Consider the following 15,485-nt stretch of genomic DNA (forward strand, 5'->3'; position numbering starts at 1 on the left):
CGCACCGTGCGTCAGGCTCTTGTTCGTTAGAAATATCGTTTTCGCCAAAGGATATAAAAGGCGAGACCGGAAAATCCAATCATCATCGCAATCGCCATGATGAATCCGAACGGATCCCCTTCCCATGGGACTTGGACGTTCATCCCAAAGATCCCGGAAATCATCGTCGGGATGCTCAGGACGATCGTGATCGATGCCAAAAACTTCATGACGAAGTTGACGTTGTTTGAGATGATCGACCCGAACGCCTCCATCTTGATGCTGATGATGTCGTTATAAATCGATGCCATTTCCATCGCCTGCCGATGCTCGACGAAGACGTCCTCTAATAGCTCCTCGTCCTCTTCATGTTTCTCCAAACTCGGCGTCTTGACGATTCGGTCAAGGACACTGTCGTTCGCCTTCAAGGAAGTCATGAAATAGACGAGCGATTTTTGTAGGTTCATCAATTGAAAAATCTCTTGGTTTCGCATCGAACGTTGCAACTCTTGCTCGAGCTCATCCATTCTTCGGTCGATTTGGCGCAAGAATCGTAAGTATGTCATACTTACTCGATGTAAAATTTGAAAGACAAAACGGCTCCGATAGTTCGTTCGGAACAATCGTGCCTTCCCATTAGCGAATAAATTCAAGACATCAAGGTCACGTGAGCAGACGGTGATGAAATGTCTTCCGGTCACGATGATACCAAGCGGGATCGTATTATAGGCACGACCTGTGTCATCTTCTTCTACATATGGAACGTCGATGATCATGAGAAGCCCTTCATCATCTTTTTCAAAACGCGGTTTTTCTTCGATATCAAGTGGGTCATAAACAAAGTCTTCTGGAATGCCGGACGCCTCGATGACTTGATCGGCCTCATCTTTTGTCGGATTCACGAGTTGAATCCAGCTCCCTTTATCAAAGTCTTCGATTTCATCCACATGGCCCGATGCGTCAGTACGGTAAATCGTCAGCATGCATCTTCCTCCTACCTTAACTCAATCTTATTATAGGTAGCCAAAACTTAGAGTGCAATCCAAAGCAGGAGTTTTTTTTGTTTTCTCTCGAAAACGTGTTACAGTGAGAGGGAATGATTGGATGATCGTTTATTGAGGAGGGGTTATATTGACAAGAATGCCCGAGGACGCTCTGTTCAATGAAGATAAGTTAACGGAGCTCCACCAAATCGCAAACGGAAACATGGATTTTTTAAATAAAATTGCAACCACATATATTCAGCAGTTCGAGACGAAATATCCCGAACTAATAGCAGCTGTCGAATTGAAGGATTATGAGCGGATCGAACAGCTCGCCCACCTACTAAAAGGGGCCTCGTATTCGGTCGGCTTAGAACAGACTGCCCTTCTTTTCCACGATCTTGAAGTCGCAGGCGAGAACGCCCATCTGGACGGAGCAGACGAGACGTTGGCGACAATTGAGTCGCACAGTAAGCGCTTTTTAGCCGAATGGACCAACCACTTCGAACAGTTGACGTAAAAAAAGTTTGCACCCAGTTTGGGAGCAAACTTTTTTTATTAGCCTACAAATTCGTCAAGTGTCGCAATCAGGAGACCGATCTCTGGTTTCGTAATTTGGGCGTTCGCTCCGACCGCTTCACCTTTATGTTTCAAGTCGTCCGAGATGAGTGACGAGAAGATGATAATCGGAAGTGTTGCGTAGCGCTCCATCTCGCGAAGACGCTTCGTTAAATGGAGTCCGTCCATCTGTGGCATCTCAATATCCGTGATGAGAAGATCACATTCGACACCATCCTGTTCAAATGCATCAAGCGCCTCTTTACCGTTATTAAAGACGGTCGTGTTGAAGTAGCCTGCATCATCTAACGTATCGAGAATAAGTGTCCGAAGCATCTCCGAATCCTCGGCAATCCAGATGTTTTTGTTCGAACGTTCACGAGCACCGAGACGTTTCACTGACTCACGCGCCATGATGTCTTTACGAGAAAGTTCTAACGCGATGCGCTCATAGTCAAGTAAGATAATCATCTGATCACCTGTTTTGACGACACCGTTCGTGATACCTTGGACACCGCGGGCGAGATCTGAAGGCGTGTCAATCTGTTCCCATGAGATGCGTTTAATCTCGGTCACTTGGTCGACTCGAAGAACCGATTTCTCACCGTTGAACTCGCAGACAATCAAGCGGTCGTCACTGCCGACTTCACGCGGATGACTGATGACCATGGGAAGGTCGATGACGGTCATGACTTCTCCACGTAACTCGATGAGACCCATAATGGCCTCCGGTGTACCTGGGAGCGGAGTCAGTGGGAGCATCGTAATGATTTCGCGTACTTTCATGACATTGATGCCGAATAAGAATGGGCCAGCTTGGAAAATCACGATTTCAAGTTCGTTCGTTCCTGCTTCAAGTAAAATATTATGATCATTGTTCAATGGTAGTCCCTCCTATTTCACGTACTCTCTTCTTTACTATCGGTTTCGAATCATCAAATCTACAGTAAAAATATGTCGAACTCACGTCAGAATTCACAAAAAGTTTCATAGTAACCGTTTACATCTCATAAACTGAATCGTTATAGTTGTCCAACGCAAAAAAATCTGCATACAATGGGGTTGGCAACGAGATATTACAGCTTACTCAGGAGGCAGATAGAGATGATGAGTATGAACACGTATCCTTATTTATTGAATGGTCAATGGCAGGAATCTTCAAGTCAGGAAACGATTGAACTCGTTTCACCATATAAAGACGAAGTCGTAGGTCGCGTTCAAGCGATGTCACGTGACGAAGTAGACGAAGCCATCCATGGCGCCAAACGCGCACAACAGGAATGGGCTGCGCTTCCGGTCAACAAGCGCGCTGAACTGTTGTATGCATGGGCAGAAAAACTCGAAGAACGCGTTGATGAGATCGGTCAAATCATCATGCAGGAAGTCGGGAAAAACTTGAACGACGCGAAGAAAGAAGTCGTTCGTACAGCTGAAATCATTCGTTACACGGCAGAAGAAGGAATTCGCTTCAACGGTGGATTCATGCAAGGGGACTCATTCCCTGGTGGCTCGAAAAACAAGATGGCCATCATCAAGAAAGAGGCACTCGGTGTCGTTCTCGCTATTTCACCGTTCAACTATCCGGTGAACTTAGCGGCTGCGAAGATTGCACCTGCGCTCGTCACAGGAAATGCGGTCGTCTTCAAACCAGCGACTCAAGGTGCAATCAGTGGAATCAAGATGGTCGAGGCATTACATGATGCAGGTCTTCCGAAAGGTCTCTTAAACCTTGTGACAGGACGTGGTTCGGTCATTGGAGATTACTTGACTTCACACCCTGGTATCGACATGATCACGTTCACAGGTGGGACAGGTACGGGTCAACACTTGTCGCAACAAGCGTCGATGGTACCGGTCGTGCTCGAACTCGGTGGGAAAGACCCAGCCCTCGTCTTAGAGGATGCGGATTTGACGTTGGCTGCAGAGCAAATCATCAGTGGTGCGTTCTCATACTCGGGTCAACGTTGTACGGCAATCAAGCGCGTCTTCGTGCTCGAAGACCAAGCAGATGAGCTCGTTGGCATGTTGAAAGAACGTGTCGAGAAACTCTCAGTCGGCTCACCGGAAGACAACAGTTTCATCGTGCCGTTGGTCGACGAAAAATCAGCGGATTATGTCCAAGGTTTGATTGACGATGCGGTCAACAAAAACGCAACCGTCATAAACGGCAATGAACGTGTCGGAAACTTGATTCACCCGACGCTACTTGACAACGTGACGACAGACATGCGCGTCGCATGGGAGGAACCGTTCGGACCAGTCCTTCCAGTGATTCGTGTGAAATCGCTCGACGAGATGGTCGCGCTCACGAATGAATCAGAGTTTGGTCTCCAAGCGAGCGTATTCACACAAAACGTGAATAGCGCCTTCACAGTCGCTGACAAGTTAGAAGTCGGTACGGTTCAAGTGAATGGACGTACGGAACGTGGTCCAGACCACTTCCCGTTCATCGGAGTTAAACAATCAGGGCTCGGCGTTCAAGGAATCGGCCGTAGTCTCGAGACGATGACGCGAGATAAAGTGACGGTCATCAACTTATAAGAATCATTTTTGTGAGGGGGAGATGTCCCCCTCTTTTTTTGTTTGATTGAAAACGCATCTTTCAGACGGGTATAATAAAGAAAGAATGGATGAAAAGGTGGTGATGACGTGGCGAACTGGATTTCAAGTCAACTGGCAAGACTCGATATTCCGACACCGTTCGAAGTAGGGAACGTGAACGTCTATATCGTCGAACATATGAACCGATTTTTCATGGTCGACTGTGGACCGGATACAGAAGAAGCATGGACCGCGTTGAATCTGCAACTTGAAGAGCTTGAACTCTCGTTGTCTGACATCGACTTTTTATTTTTGACACATCATCATGCCGATCATGCGGGGCAGGCTTGGCGTCTTCGTGACGCATCGATCCCGGTATACGGACACGAAAAGCTTGTTCGATACTTAGAACAAACTCCGAATTTTTTGAAACGCGGCAACCATTTTTTACATGAATTGGCCGTCTCGTTCGGGGCACCGGCTCCACTTGTAGAAAAGTTACCGGATTACCGTGAAGCGCTTCGTTGGATCGGACCGACGACCGTCACGACGACTTTCAATGACGGTCAGGATATCACACCAGACGGAGCGTGGCAGACGATTCATTTGCCGGGTCATGCGAGTGATCAACTTGGATTGATTGGACCTGGGGGTGTCTTGATTGCGGGTGATCATTTGATTGACAAAGTTGAACCAAATCCTCTTATCGAGCAACCGTATGAAGATGAAGGTTTCGCCTCACCCGTCATCCTCTATATCGACTCGCTCAAAAAATTGCAGGGTGTCGATTTGAAACTTGTCGTCAGTGGACACGGTGAACCAATTCACCACCCGAACGATTTAATTGAGAACCGGATTCGTCAACGGTATGAGCGTAGTGAGCAATTGCTCGTCGATTGGGAAGACGGACTTAGCGTGTTTGATTGGTCGATGAAGTTATATGGAAGAAAGATGCGACGAGGGATGCCGCTCGTCTTCAGTGAGGTGTTTGCGCGCCTCAGCTTACTCGAAGAGCGAGGCGACATCGAGAGACGCCGCGATGACAATAAATGGATTTACGTAAAGAAAGAAGCGATGTTATGAAACGGGTAGTCATTACAGGTGCGTCAAGTGGGCTCGGGGCCGCATTGGCGCATTCTTTTTATGAACAAGGAAATAAAATTTTATTGATTGGACGAAATGAAGAACGATTGAAGAAGATTGCGGAAACGTGCGGTGGCGACTGGATGTGCGCAGATGTTGCGAATTCAGATACCCTAGTCGAAAATGTGTTGAAGCAATTTGGGACGTTTGACATATGGATCAATAATGCGGGCATGGCCGAATTCGACTCGGTCACCGATCAATCGACTGATGTGATGGAAGAGACGATGCGGATAAATGCAGTCGCCCCGATGCTTTTATCGAGAGATTGTGCCCGCATCATGAAACAAGGAGATGTCATCGTCAATATATGTTCGCAAGCAGCTAAAGTACCGACACCGAAGTCTGCCGTCTATGCGGGGTCAAAGGCAGCGCTCTTACAGTTCTCGAATGCGCTTAGGCTAGAGTTGAAACCGCGTGGAATCCACGTCATGACCGTCAATCCGGGACCGATTGCTACACCATTCTTCGATCGGGCCGACAAGAGTGGTACATATGCCGAAAGTGTTCAGGGAATCATGCTCAATCCGAAACGATTAGCCGACGCGATTGTCAAAGGGAGTTTTACGCGCAAACGCGAAATCAATGCCCCATGGTGGATGAATATCGGGGCGAATGTGTATGCAATCTGCCCAAATATGTTCGAAATGCTCGCGAAACGGGGATTTGAGAAAAAGTGAAAAGGGGGAGAACGATGAAGGCAATCAAACTATTTATAACGACAGCTTTACTGATCTTTGTTGCAGCATGTGGTAACGAACAGGCGGTTGAGTTCTCGGATTCATTCGATGCTGCGACTGAGTCGGCAAAAGGATCGACCGTCAACCTATATATGTGGGGTGGAGACGAGGGGATCAATAGCTATATTGATGACTATGTGGCACCACGACTCGAGGAATCGTACGAGGTTGAGTTGAACCGGGTCGCCATGGATGCGGCCGAATTCGTGCGCCAGCTGTCACTCGATCAAAAAGCAGATAGACAAGTTGGGACGATTGATGTCGTTTGGATCAATGGTGACAATTTCCGAAATGCAAAAGAAGCTGAATTACTCCGTGATGGATTGATGGAACGTATCCCGAACGCCAAGTTGTTGAATGAGACGGCTCAACAATCAGATGCCGGCACCCCTACGGATGATATGGAACTCGCTTGGGGAAATGTTCAATTCATCTTGCATTACGACGCAGCGAAAGTCGACAATCCCCCAGAATCGTTTGAGGAATTACGTCGCTGGACCGAAGACAATCCGGGTCGTTTCACGTATCCTGAAGTCACTGATTTCACCGGTAATGCATTTATTCGTCATCTTTTATTTGAACGCTACGGTGCTGAATTAGAAGAGAATGTGACCATTGAAGAGTCGTTCTGGGACGACTTGAAAACGTGGTCCCCGAATTTATGGAAAGAAGGACAGACATATCCAAAAACGCTTGAGCAGCTCGATCAGCTCTACGCTTCGGGGGATGTGTGGATGACGATGGGATTTAATGAACGCCGAGCCGAAGCAGAGGTGGCTAATGGCATCTTCCCAAAAGAGACACGTGCCCTCGTCCTCGATCACTCGATCGCATCGACACACTTCTTAGCGATACCGTTCAATGCGCCGAATCCGGACGGAGCGCTCGTCCTCATCGAAGAACTGCTATCACCGGAAGCTCAACTCGTGAAACAAGGGCCTGACTATTGGGGAGACGGGACATCGCTTGACTTGACCAAATTGGATGAAGCGGACCAACAAGCATTCGAAGCACTTGGAGATGGCAAGACGTATCCGGACACAGAGCAGTTACAGGAACGTTCCATTCCAGACTATGGACCGGACGTGATTGATGCCGTACGTGAGGAATGGTCACGTGTTGCGAAGTAGTGTCGCATTGACGATTGTCCTATCACTTTTATCACTCGTATCCATCGTCTTTTTGGGAATGGAAGCGGTTGGTACAGATTGGGCATCGCTTCTGACGGATGAGACGTGGCGGGACAGTCTGTTCATGACACTATACGTCGTCAGTGTATCGACCATCCTGTCGCTCATCATCGGGACATGGCTTGCGAGGACCGCCGTTCAACAGAAGTGGCGCATCACGTCGTCGGTCATCCGAATCCCGATGTTCGTCCCTCATATTGCCGCTGCTTATTTGATCTTATTATTATTCAGTGGACCGTTCGGCAGTGACTGGATCGAGGCGAATGAAAGAGACTATGTGACGGTCATCCTGACATACATATGGAAGGAGACCCCGTTTGTCTTTTTGATGATGCTCGGTACGTATGAACAATTGAATCGGGGATATTTAGAGACGGCGAAGACGCTCCAACTCTCCCCAGTCGAACAATTCAAGCATGCAGAATTTCCATTTTTGATTAAACCACTGCTTGATGCGACTTGGATTATGATTGCGTTCGTTTCGTTCGCGTATGAAGTACCTGCATTACTTGGAGTGACCTATCCAAAACTACTTGGAGTACTCGCATATGAACGGCTGTCGACAGGGCTCTATTTGGAAGCGAGTGAGCCGTATGCTGTGGCGCTTGTCTGGACATGGGTTGTCGGATGCGGTGTGTGTATTTCATATTGGCTGACCTCTTCCATTCGTCGTCGAATTGAACGCGGGGTGAAACGATGATTCGTCAGCTTATCATCATCTGTTTCATCTTGATTCCGTTCATCACCCTATTCCAAGCGGTACCGACAGCTGAAATCGGGAACGATATGACGATGCTAAATACGATCGGGTTGACGGTCATCTTATCCGCGGTCAACGTGTGGTTATCAATGGCATTCGCCTGGTGGCTTCTTTGGACAGAATCGAGATGGCGTCACGTTCTAGAGTGGCTCGTTTTTTTACCACTGTTCATCCCAATGCTCGCGATGCTGTTCGGTCTTTACTTGATCTTGGCGGAAGCGGGTTTGATTGGGACGTATATCGGTGTCGTGATTGCCTTACTTATCGTGACATTGCCGTATTCAATCCGTCTCGCTTATAACGGGATGGCGGTCATCGGTCGTCCACTCTTAGAACAGGCACGGCTTTTGACGGTAAAGCGTCGTCTCGTTTATGTACTATTTCCGCTTTTCTCACAAACGATGCGAACTATCGTATTATTTACGACGGTCATTCTGCTCAGTCAATTCGCGTTAGTCCAATTGATTGGTGCAGGATTGATTCCGACGGTGACGACTGAACTGTATCAATCTTATGCGGGGAATAACCGAAACCTCGCGCTCTCGAACACTTGGATGCTCATCATTATCCCTGTTCTCCTCTATTTCCTGCTCTCAGGATTGAGTCAGTGGACGGTGCGCTTCCTGAAAGGACGTCTTCAATGAGTTTGAAAGTACAAGCATTACGTAAACGGTATGGAACGAGACAAGTGTTAGATGGTATTGATTTTGAAGTCATTCCACATGACATCCACGCCATCGTTGGAGTCAGCGGCTCTGGGAAGTCAACCATTCTACGAATCATTGCAGGACTTGATACGAGTGATGAAGGAGAAGTGTTCTGGAATCACCGTTCTTTGTTAAAGGTTCCTGCACACAAGCGGCGTGTGACGATGTTGTCCCAGTCCGCTTTATTGTTTCCGCATTTGACAGTGGGTGAGAATGTCACACTCGCGACCCGTTCGCGTTCCCGGGAACAGGCAGAGAGGTGGTTGAACGTTGTCCGTCTCGGTGACCGTTACGATGCGGAAGTTCACGAATTATCAGGTGGTGAGCAACAACGCGTCAGTCTCGCACGTGCGCTGGCTGCTGAGCCGGAAGTCCTTTTATTGGACGAACCGTTCACGAACCTCGATCCAAACCTGAAGTTCGACCTGCAACGGTTCATTCGTGATTTGGTCAAGGAGCTCGACCTCACGGCGGTTTTGGTCACACATGACCGTGAAGAGGCGATGCTGATGGCTGACCGAGTGACACTACTTGAGTCAGGTGAAGTGACATCAACAGGGACGGCGAAAGAGTTGTATGAAAGCGCGCCAGGGTTTGGTGACTTTCTCATGATTGATGGGGAATTGCGGCCACTGTCCGACGTCATGGTGTCAGAAGCGGTCGGTGAGCCCGTACGATTGATGAAAAAAATCTATCGGTTCGGTCAAAGTTTTGGTGAATATCATTTCGAGGATGGACGTTCGGTCATGTTACCGACGCACGAATCATTCCAAGTCGGGACGATGTACCGAATTAAACGAAAGGAGGGATAACATGCTCGATACTTATGGAAGTCGATACGTCAAACCGGTCATTGAACGAGGAGCAGACCGATTGCTCAAGTGGAATTTCACACCGAACGAGGTAACAATTCTAGGGGGAATTATTGGAATTTCAACAGGCATCTTTATTTACAACGATATGCACTGGACAGCCGTGATTCTACTGTGGATTTCCGGACTATTTGACGTCTTAGATGGAACGATGGCTAGAAAGTCGAAAACGAGTGGGTTTGGGACAGTGCTTGATCTTGTGCTCGATCGATTCGTCGAGTTGTCTGTAGTGATTGCGCTTGCACTTCGATATCCGGAATATATGCCGATCTTTCTCATCCTGATCGCTTCTTTTGTGATCGCAATGACGCTATTCCTCGCAGTAGGAGCGAGTAGTTCGAGGCGGTCGGAAAAGACGTTTTATTACCAACCTGGAATCATTGAACGGACGGAATGTTTCATCCTATTTACCTTGATGATTCTCTTCCCGAACTGGGTCGGTGGGATTGCCCTCATTTTTCTCCTACTCGAAGTGATGACGATTACACAACGATTCATTGAGGCGCGGAGGATTTTGCGATGAAACCGACATTGGTATTGGCCGGGCTCGGTCATGGTCAGCTTGAAATTCTCGATCGGATTGAGGAGATTCGTGAACATTATGAAGTTCTCTTTATTGGAAAATGTCAGACGGTGTACACAGGAGCGTTTCCGCAAGTGATCGCCGGACTCATGAATTCCGCAACGGTCCGACTGCCTCAACTTGAACCGGCCGCAGAACGGATTCTCGCGATCGATCCTCATTTACAGACCGTTCAAACAGAAAAGGGGCCGTTTCATTACGACCGACTTGTGCTGGCAACTGGTGCAGTGAGCCGAGGAATCGGGACCCCGCTTAAACCGATGTCACAAGCTTTACTTGACCGCATCGATTCGAGTTCACAAGTAACCATCGTCGGCGGTGGAAAAGCGGGCGTTGAATTGGCATTTACGTGCGTCCGGACGAAAAAAGTCACGCTGTATGCGAAGCGAGTCTTACCCGACGTGTCGACCCGCCGACAGAAACAGATGGAACGCTTATTGGTGAGGTCTGGCGTAGTGGTCATAAAACAAAGGAAAAACGATGAATCCTCTGAAGGACTTGTGCTTGACGCAACAGGGGTCGTTCCAGTGAACTGGTGGTCTGAATCGGGCCTCGCAAACCCGGATCAGTTTATTGAGACGGATGAGTATCTTCGCCATTATCAGTTTCCTAACATATATGTGACGGGAGACATGGCCTCCGCTCTAAACGGTGGGGTCGATGCTGTCCGATCTGGTCGATACGTTGCGGAACGATTGCTCGGTGAAACGACGCGACCGTTTCGGAAACGTCAATCGATGAACATTTTATTGACGACAACGGGACACGCACTGTTGACGTTCGGACGTTTCAGTTGGCATGGACGACTTCCATATTATTTGAAGCGATTCATCGACTCGCGGTATGTACGTCATTACAGTTAGTCAATCATGAGGTTTCTCATTCGCTCGGCAAATAACCAATTACCTCGTTTGATTCAGGGTCGACGAGCACATGTGGAGTCTCAATCGTACGCTGTGAATCAGCTGGGAATGTGATGAGCCAAGCGTGTGCCCCTTTAAAATGTGAATTGATTAGCTCATAACGATCATCGACCTTGATCGACTGAATCGTGGCTTGTTGCGAATCTTCATCGACCGGCTGCCAGTCCATCTGTTCCAAAAATGAAACTGCACTTTTGATGGCGTCAGCTTCATCATCAGATTGTGTAGGTGACGAAGTGGATGGTTGCATACAACCGGTTAACAAAAAAATGGTTAAACATAGTACTGTGAACAAGCGGGTAACTGTCATTTTCATTCACCACTCTTGTTTGGATATTTCTTACAGTATAATCGAAAACGATAGATGCGTGTAAAAAAACTCCTGCAGCCGAATGGTCTGCAGGAATCAGTTCATGCTTGAATCGTATCGAGGAATGAACGGATTTGCATCTCCGTCTTGGCGTTTGCCGAGTGGAGGTGTTCTTGTTTTGCCCCGTCTTTATAGTAGAGAAGTGAAGGGATGCCGCGAACTTCTTGTGCATCAGATAAATCTGGGAGTTCGTCGCGGTCGACGACATGCCAGTTGAACTGTGGATAGTCTTTGACGAGCTCGTCGACATACATGTCCAGGCGTTTGCAGTCCGGGCACCATGATGTGGTGAAGACCACCATTCCATGATCTTTTGTAGCTTCGTCAAATTGTTGTGATGAATGAATCGGTTGCATAGACAACTCTCCTTTCTTCTATCTATTTTGTCGGGTTTTAAACAAGTCGTCAACAGATTGGCATTCTCGAATCCGTGAGAGAATGTGATACACTTATAAAAATAGCATGATAAGGAAAAGGTGATGGATATGGCGTTACGTCACGCATTGCTCGGGTTATTGACCCATCAGCCTGCGACCGGGTATGCCCTGAACGCGACGTTCAAGGCGCAGATGATTCATTTTTGGAACGCACATCATACACAGATTTATCGGGAACTGTTGAAGATGGAAGACGACGCGCTCGTCTCGGCGGAGCACATTTCACAGCAAGAGTTACCGGATAAAAAAATATACTCCATCACGGATCAAGGACGAGAAGAGTTGATCAATTGGCTGCGTCAACCGACGTCTTTCCAGCCGAAAATGAAGGATGAGAATTTGTTACGAGTCAGTTTGCTTCAATTGTTGCCAGTCGAGGAAGCGGTCCGGTATATCGAAGAAACGAAAGCTCATCACGAACAAGTCGCGCAACAGATCCGGATGTTTCAGGAGGAACATCAATCAGACGAAGATACGCTCGGCTACTTATTGACGAGTGAATATGCCATTCGAATGATGGAAAACTATGCCGGATGGGCAGACTGGGCAATCGAACAGATAAAAGCACGCAGTGAAAAACACGTGACCTGAATGAATCAGGTCACGTGTTTTGTATAAGGATGAATCGGTAAACGGGCGAGTAATCGGCCAAGTACGTCCTCATCAATTTCAGTCTCGAATGCACGGATCGTCTGTTGCAACTGTTCGACTGAAGATGCGCCAGGTAAGACGACGTCGCAAAACCGCTTTGCGGCTCCGAGTGCATATGCCTGAATCGGTTTAGGCATCATGGCAAGCTCGCTTGCAAGGTCCTCTTTTCGCCATGCCTCGAAACCTTTGTCACCAAGGCGTGCCTCCCATTCATCCGTTAGGAGTCCTTTGGCAAGAACACCTCGGCCAACGATGGGAATCGATACGTCAAGCGTCTCTGGTCGGCGATCGAGAAGCGAGTATGGGGTCATGAGCATATCGAGAGCACCTGACTCGACCCATCGTTTGATGACGTTCGGCCGGATCGAGGAGAGGCCGATTTGGCGGATCACACCGTCTCTCTTTTGTTTTTGTGCCCATTCAATCGTGGCGTCGAGGTCATCCTCGAGCGTACCACCGTGAATATAGTACAAATCGAGATAATCTGTACGCAATCGCTCAAGCGACCCGTGGAGTGCTACGTCTAAGTAGGACGGATTTGGATTCCAGCGCATCCCCTCCTCAGTCAGCTCATTCCCACCTTTACTCGTCAAAAAGAGGTGTTTTCGTTCGTGACCTAACGTTGCGCCAATAACGCGTTCGACATCTTGTCGCGCATAGACGTCTGCTGTATCGATATGGCGAATACCTGATTGAATGGCCGTCTCGAGGATTCGCTTCGCCTCGTTCTCACCATGTTTTAAAATCGTCATCGTCCCGAGCCCGAGTTCGCTCATATGGATTCCTCCTTGTTCGAAATGTAGGTTTGACTCATAATCAGAGTATATCGAAAAGTGAGGAGTAATCATATGGAAGAAACAACGATTGAGCGGGAAGTCATCTATCAAGGCAAAATCTTCGACGTAGAAAAACATGTCGTCTCCCTTCCGAATGGAAACACATCTGTGCGAGAACTCGTCTATCATAACGGGGCGGTCGCCGTCCTCGTCGTCGATGAATCAGAAAAAATCGTCATGGTGGAACAATATCGAAAGGCGTTCGAATCGATGTCACTCGAAATTCCTGCCGGTAAATTGGAAAAAGGAGAAGAACCTCTAGCGAGTGCCAAGCGAGAATTAGAAGAAGAGACGGGTTATACCGCCGAGTCGCTTGAAAAAATCTTTTCGTTCTACGGGGCACCGGGATTTTGTAGTGAACGAGTTGACGTGTTTGTCGCAAAAGGACTATCTGCGGGTGAGATGAACTTGGACGAAGATGAATTTTTAAATGTGAAACGATACACCTTTGACGAAGCTGTCGATTTGCTTGACCGAGGCATCATTACCGACGCGAAGACAATCATGGCGATTCAATGGTGGCAATTGTCCAGATTGAAATAATTCTAATCTGTAATTTTATATGGTAAACTTACATAGTAATGATTTTAAATTGAAAATTGCCTAAAACTTCGGTATGCTTTGAGTAGTGAACTATGTAAAGAGGGGGCGCCTTATGGAAACGCGAATTGAACGGATTAAACAGCAATTGAGCGCCAAAGGATATAAACTGACACCACAGCGTGAATCGACGGTACGCATCTTACTCGAGAATGAGAGCGACCATTTGAGTGCGGAGAACGTGTTCATGCTCGTCAAGAGCATCGCGCCAGAGATCGGACTTGCTACTGTGTATCGGACACTTGAGTTGTTAACTGAGCTTGGTGTCGTCGATAAAGTCAACTTCGGTGACGGGGTCGCGCGTTTTGACCTGAGACCGGAAGGGGCGAACCATTCGCACCATCATCTCGTCTGTGTCGAATGCGGCTCGGTTGAAGAAATCATGGAAGACTTGCTTGTCGACGTTGAGAAGAAAGTCGAGAGCAAATATGAATTTTTGATTAAAGACCATCGCTTGACGTTTCATGGCATTTGTAAAGTATGCCAAGCAAAAGGCGTCACGCTTGAAGGTCATAAAGCAGTCATCAACGGTTAACCTTACATGCAAACCATCCTTGAATGAGGATGGTTTTTTATTGTCATCATAAGAAAAAATAGTCACTGTTATTTTGTCACAAAAAAGTGATTAAAAAATGAGGTCAGACATCTTCACAACGGTTTACATAAGTGATATGCTGTAAGCGTATTCAGGTGAAACGAGGAAGGAGGAGGGTATGATGCGTTCGCATATCGAGTCATTTCTTCAATATATGACTGTTGAAAAGCGGATGTCCGCAAACACGAGACAGGCGTATGCGAGCGATTTAACGCAATACGCATCGACTTTGACCCAACTCGGGGTGGAAGATTGGAATGAAGTGACGCGTTCGCATATCGTCAAACATATCGAAGAATTGTCTCAAGCCGGACGTGCTTCCTCGTCTTTGAGACGGGCTGTCAGTTCAATCCGCATGTTCCATCATCATTTAAAGATGACCGGGATCACGACGACCGATCCGTCCCTCTATCTAGAGACGCCAAAAGCAGAGAAACAACTTCCGGATACTTGGTCACAAGCGGAAGTCGAACGTCTATTGGATAGTGTCCCGACATCCGACCCGCTCTCGTTACGAGACCGGGCGATGCTTGAACTCTTGTATGGGACCGGGATGCGGGTCAGTGAACTTTTAGGTCTTGATTTGGATGATTTACAGTTCGAATTGGGGTATCTACAATGTGAAGGGAAAGGCGAGCGCGCACGAATCATTCCGGTTTCTTCGGTCGCCCAAGGGTTTGTCGAGCGCTATATTCAACAAGCTCGTAACGGACTCGGCGGCAGAGAGACAGAGGCGCTCTTTTTAAATGGCAGAGGAGGCCGGCTCAGTCGTCAAGGATTTTGGAAGATAATCAAACGACGTGCCAAACTTGCTGGAATTGACAAAGAGATCACACCTCATGTACTCCGTCATTCCTTTGCGACACACCTGCTCGAGAATGGAGCGGACTTACGTGCCATTCAACAGATGCTCGGTCATGCGGACCTGGCGACGACACAAGTGTATACACACGTCAACAAGTCGCGCTTGCATGATGTGTATCGCAAGCATCACCCTCGTGCCTAGACATCGAAAAG

Annotated in this window: 19 protein-coding genes; 14 read left to right on the forward strand and 5 right to left on the reverse strand. The window is 47.8% G+C overall.

Annotation, left to right across the window (positions count from 1 at the left end; all coding sequences use genetic code 11):
• Positions 1-26: 26 nt before the first annotated feature.
• On the reverse strand, positions 27-962 hold the full coding sequence (locus P400_RS0108535) for a magnesium transporter CorA family protein (protein ID WP_026825793.1): 936 nt from the start codon (positions 960-962) through the stop codon (positions 27-29).
• A gap of 157 nt (positions 963-1,119) precedes the next feature.
• Here P400_RS0108535 and P400_RS0108540 point away from each other — a divergent pair, with 157 nt between their 5' ends.
• Positions 1,120-1,482: an Hpt domain-containing protein gene (locus P400_RS0108540; protein ID WP_026825794.1), complete on the forward strand. Its 363-nt coding sequence runs from the start codon at positions 1,120-1,122 to the stop codon at positions 1,480-1,482.
• 38 nt (positions 1,483-1,520) lie between these two features.
• On the opposite strand, the gene P400_RS0108545 is transcribed toward P400_RS0108540, so the two are convergent.
• The gene (locus tag P400_RS0108545; RefSeq protein ID WP_026825795.1) at positions 1,521-2,402 is read right to left on the reverse strand and encodes a chemotaxis protein CheV; all 882 of its coding nucleotides are present in this window, start codon (positions 2,400-2,402) and stop codon (positions 1,521-1,523) included.
• A gap of 222 nt (positions 2,403-2,624) precedes the next feature.
• Between P400_RS0108545 and P400_RS0108550 the strand changes: the two genes are divergently transcribed.
• The 9 genes from P400_RS0108550 (at position 2,625) to P400_RS0108590 (ending at position 10,919) form a co-directional block, all read left to right on the forward strand.
• Positions 2,625-4,061, forward strand: coding sequence for an NADP-dependent glyceraldehyde-3-phosphate dehydrogenase (locus P400_RS0108550; protein ID WP_026825796.1), 1,437 nt, complete (start codon positions 2,625-2,627; stop codon positions 4,059-4,061).
• 108 nt (positions 4,062-4,169) lie between these two features.
• The gene (locus tag P400_RS0108555; RefSeq protein WP_026825797.1) at positions 4,170-5,144 is read left to right on the forward strand and encodes an MBL fold metallo-hydrolase; all 975 of its coding nucleotides are present in this window, start codon (positions 4,170-4,172) and stop codon (positions 5,142-5,144) included.
• On the forward strand, positions 5,141-5,884 hold the full coding sequence (locus P400_RS0108560) for an SDR family NAD(P)-dependent oxidoreductase (RefSeq protein WP_026825798.1): 744 nt from the start codon (positions 5,141-5,143) through the stop codon (positions 5,882-5,884). Before P400_RS0108555 ends, P400_RS0108560 begins: the two co-directional genes overlap by 4 nt.
• A 14-nt stretch (positions 5,885-5,898) precedes the next feature.
• Entirely contained in the window at positions 5,899-7,074 is a 1,176-nt protein-coding gene (locus P400_RS0108565; protein ID WP_026825799.1) for an ABC transporter substrate-binding protein, read from the forward strand.
• Complete coding sequence (locus tag P400_RS0108570; protein ID WP_026825800.1) at positions 7,061-7,834, forward strand: ABC transporter permease; 774 nt, start codon at positions 7,061-7,063, stop codon at positions 7,832-7,834. The genes P400_RS0108565 and P400_RS0108570 overlap by 14 nt, the downstream gene beginning before the upstream one ends.
• A complete protein-coding gene (locus P400_RS0108575; RefSeq protein WP_026825801.1) occupies positions 7,831-8,538 on the forward strand; it encodes an ABC transporter permease subunit in 708 nt (235 codons plus the stop codon). Before P400_RS0108570 ends, P400_RS0108575 begins: the two co-directional genes overlap by 4 nt.
• Positions 8,535-9,413: an ABC transporter ATP-binding protein gene (locus P400_RS0108580; protein WP_026825802.1), complete on the forward strand. Its 879-nt coding sequence runs from the start codon at positions 8,535-8,537 to the stop codon at positions 9,411-9,413. The genes P400_RS0108575 and P400_RS0108580 overlap by 4 nt, the downstream gene beginning before the upstream one ends.
• 1 nt (position 9,414) lies before the next feature.
• Positions 9,415-9,996 carry a CDP-alcohol phosphatidyltransferase family protein gene (locus tag P400_RS0108585; RefSeq protein ID WP_026825803.1) on the forward strand — a complete coding sequence of 194 codons (582 nt, stop codon included), beginning with the start codon at positions 9,415-9,417 and terminating at the stop codon, positions 9,994-9,996.
• Positions 9,993-10,919 (forward strand): NAD(P)/FAD-dependent oxidoreductase, encoded by a 927-nt coding sequence (locus P400_RS0108590; protein WP_026825804.1) that lies wholly within the window; start codon positions 9,993-9,995, stop codon positions 10,917-10,919. Before P400_RS0108585 ends, P400_RS0108590 begins: the two co-directional genes overlap by 4 nt.
• Before the next feature lie 16 nt (positions 10,920-10,935).
• Here P400_RS0108590 and P400_RS0108595 read toward each other — a convergent pair whose 3' ends face one another.
• Positions 10,936-11,295, reverse strand: coding sequence for a hypothetical protein (locus P400_RS0108595; protein WP_026825805.1), 360 nt, complete (start codon positions 11,293-11,295; stop codon positions 10,936-10,938).
• Positions 11,296-11,390: 95 nt separating this feature from the next.
• Positions 11,391-11,705 (reverse strand): thioredoxin family protein, encoded by a 315-nt coding sequence (locus P400_RS0108600; RefSeq protein WP_026825806.1) that lies wholly within the window; start codon positions 11,703-11,705, stop codon positions 11,391-11,393.
• 129 nt (positions 11,706-11,834) lie between these two features.
• On the opposite strand from P400_RS0108600, the gene P400_RS0108605 reads away from it, so the two are divergent.
• Positions 11,835-12,377, forward strand: a complete 543-nt coding sequence (locus tag P400_RS0108605; protein ID WP_026825807.1) for a PadR family transcriptional regulator — start codon at positions 11,835-11,837, stop codon at positions 12,375-12,377.
• A 5-nt stretch (positions 12,378-12,382) separates the two neighbouring features.
• On the opposite strand, the gene P400_RS0108610 is transcribed toward P400_RS0108605, so the two are convergent.
• On the reverse strand, positions 12,383-13,213 hold the full coding sequence (locus tag P400_RS0108610; RefSeq protein WP_026825808.1) for an aldo/keto reductase: 831 nt from the start codon (positions 13,211-13,213) through the stop codon (positions 12,383-12,385).
• Positions 13,214-13,285: 72 nt separating this feature from the next.
• Here P400_RS0108610 and P400_RS0108615 point away from each other — a divergent pair, with 72 nt between their 5' ends.
• The 3 genes from P400_RS0108615 (at position 13,286) to xerD (ending at position 15,474) form a co-directional block, all read left to right on the forward strand.
• Positions 13,286-13,816 carry an NUDIX hydrolase gene (locus P400_RS0108615; protein WP_026825809.1) on the forward strand — a complete coding sequence of 177 codons (531 nt, stop codon included), beginning with the start codon at positions 13,286-13,288 and terminating at the stop codon, positions 13,814-13,816.
• A 112-nt stretch (positions 13,817-13,928) separates the two neighbouring features.
• On the forward strand, positions 13,929-14,408 hold the full coding sequence (gene fur / locus P400_RS0108620; RefSeq protein WP_012726507.1) for a ferric iron uptake transcriptional regulator: 480 nt from the start codon (positions 13,929-13,931) through the stop codon (positions 14,406-14,408).
• 181 nt (positions 14,409-14,589) lie between these two features.
• Entirely contained in the window at positions 14,590-15,474 is an 885-nt protein-coding gene (gene xerD, locus P400_RS0108625) for a site-specific tyrosine recombinase XerD (RefSeq protein WP_026825810.1), read from the forward strand.
• Positions 15,475-15,485 lie beyond the last annotated feature (11 nt).

This window comes from Exiguobacterium marinum DSM 16307 (assembly GCF_000620845.1).
Lineage (GTDB): Bacteria > Bacillota > Bacilli > Exiguobacteriales > Exiguobacteriaceae > Exiguobacterium > Exiguobacterium marinum.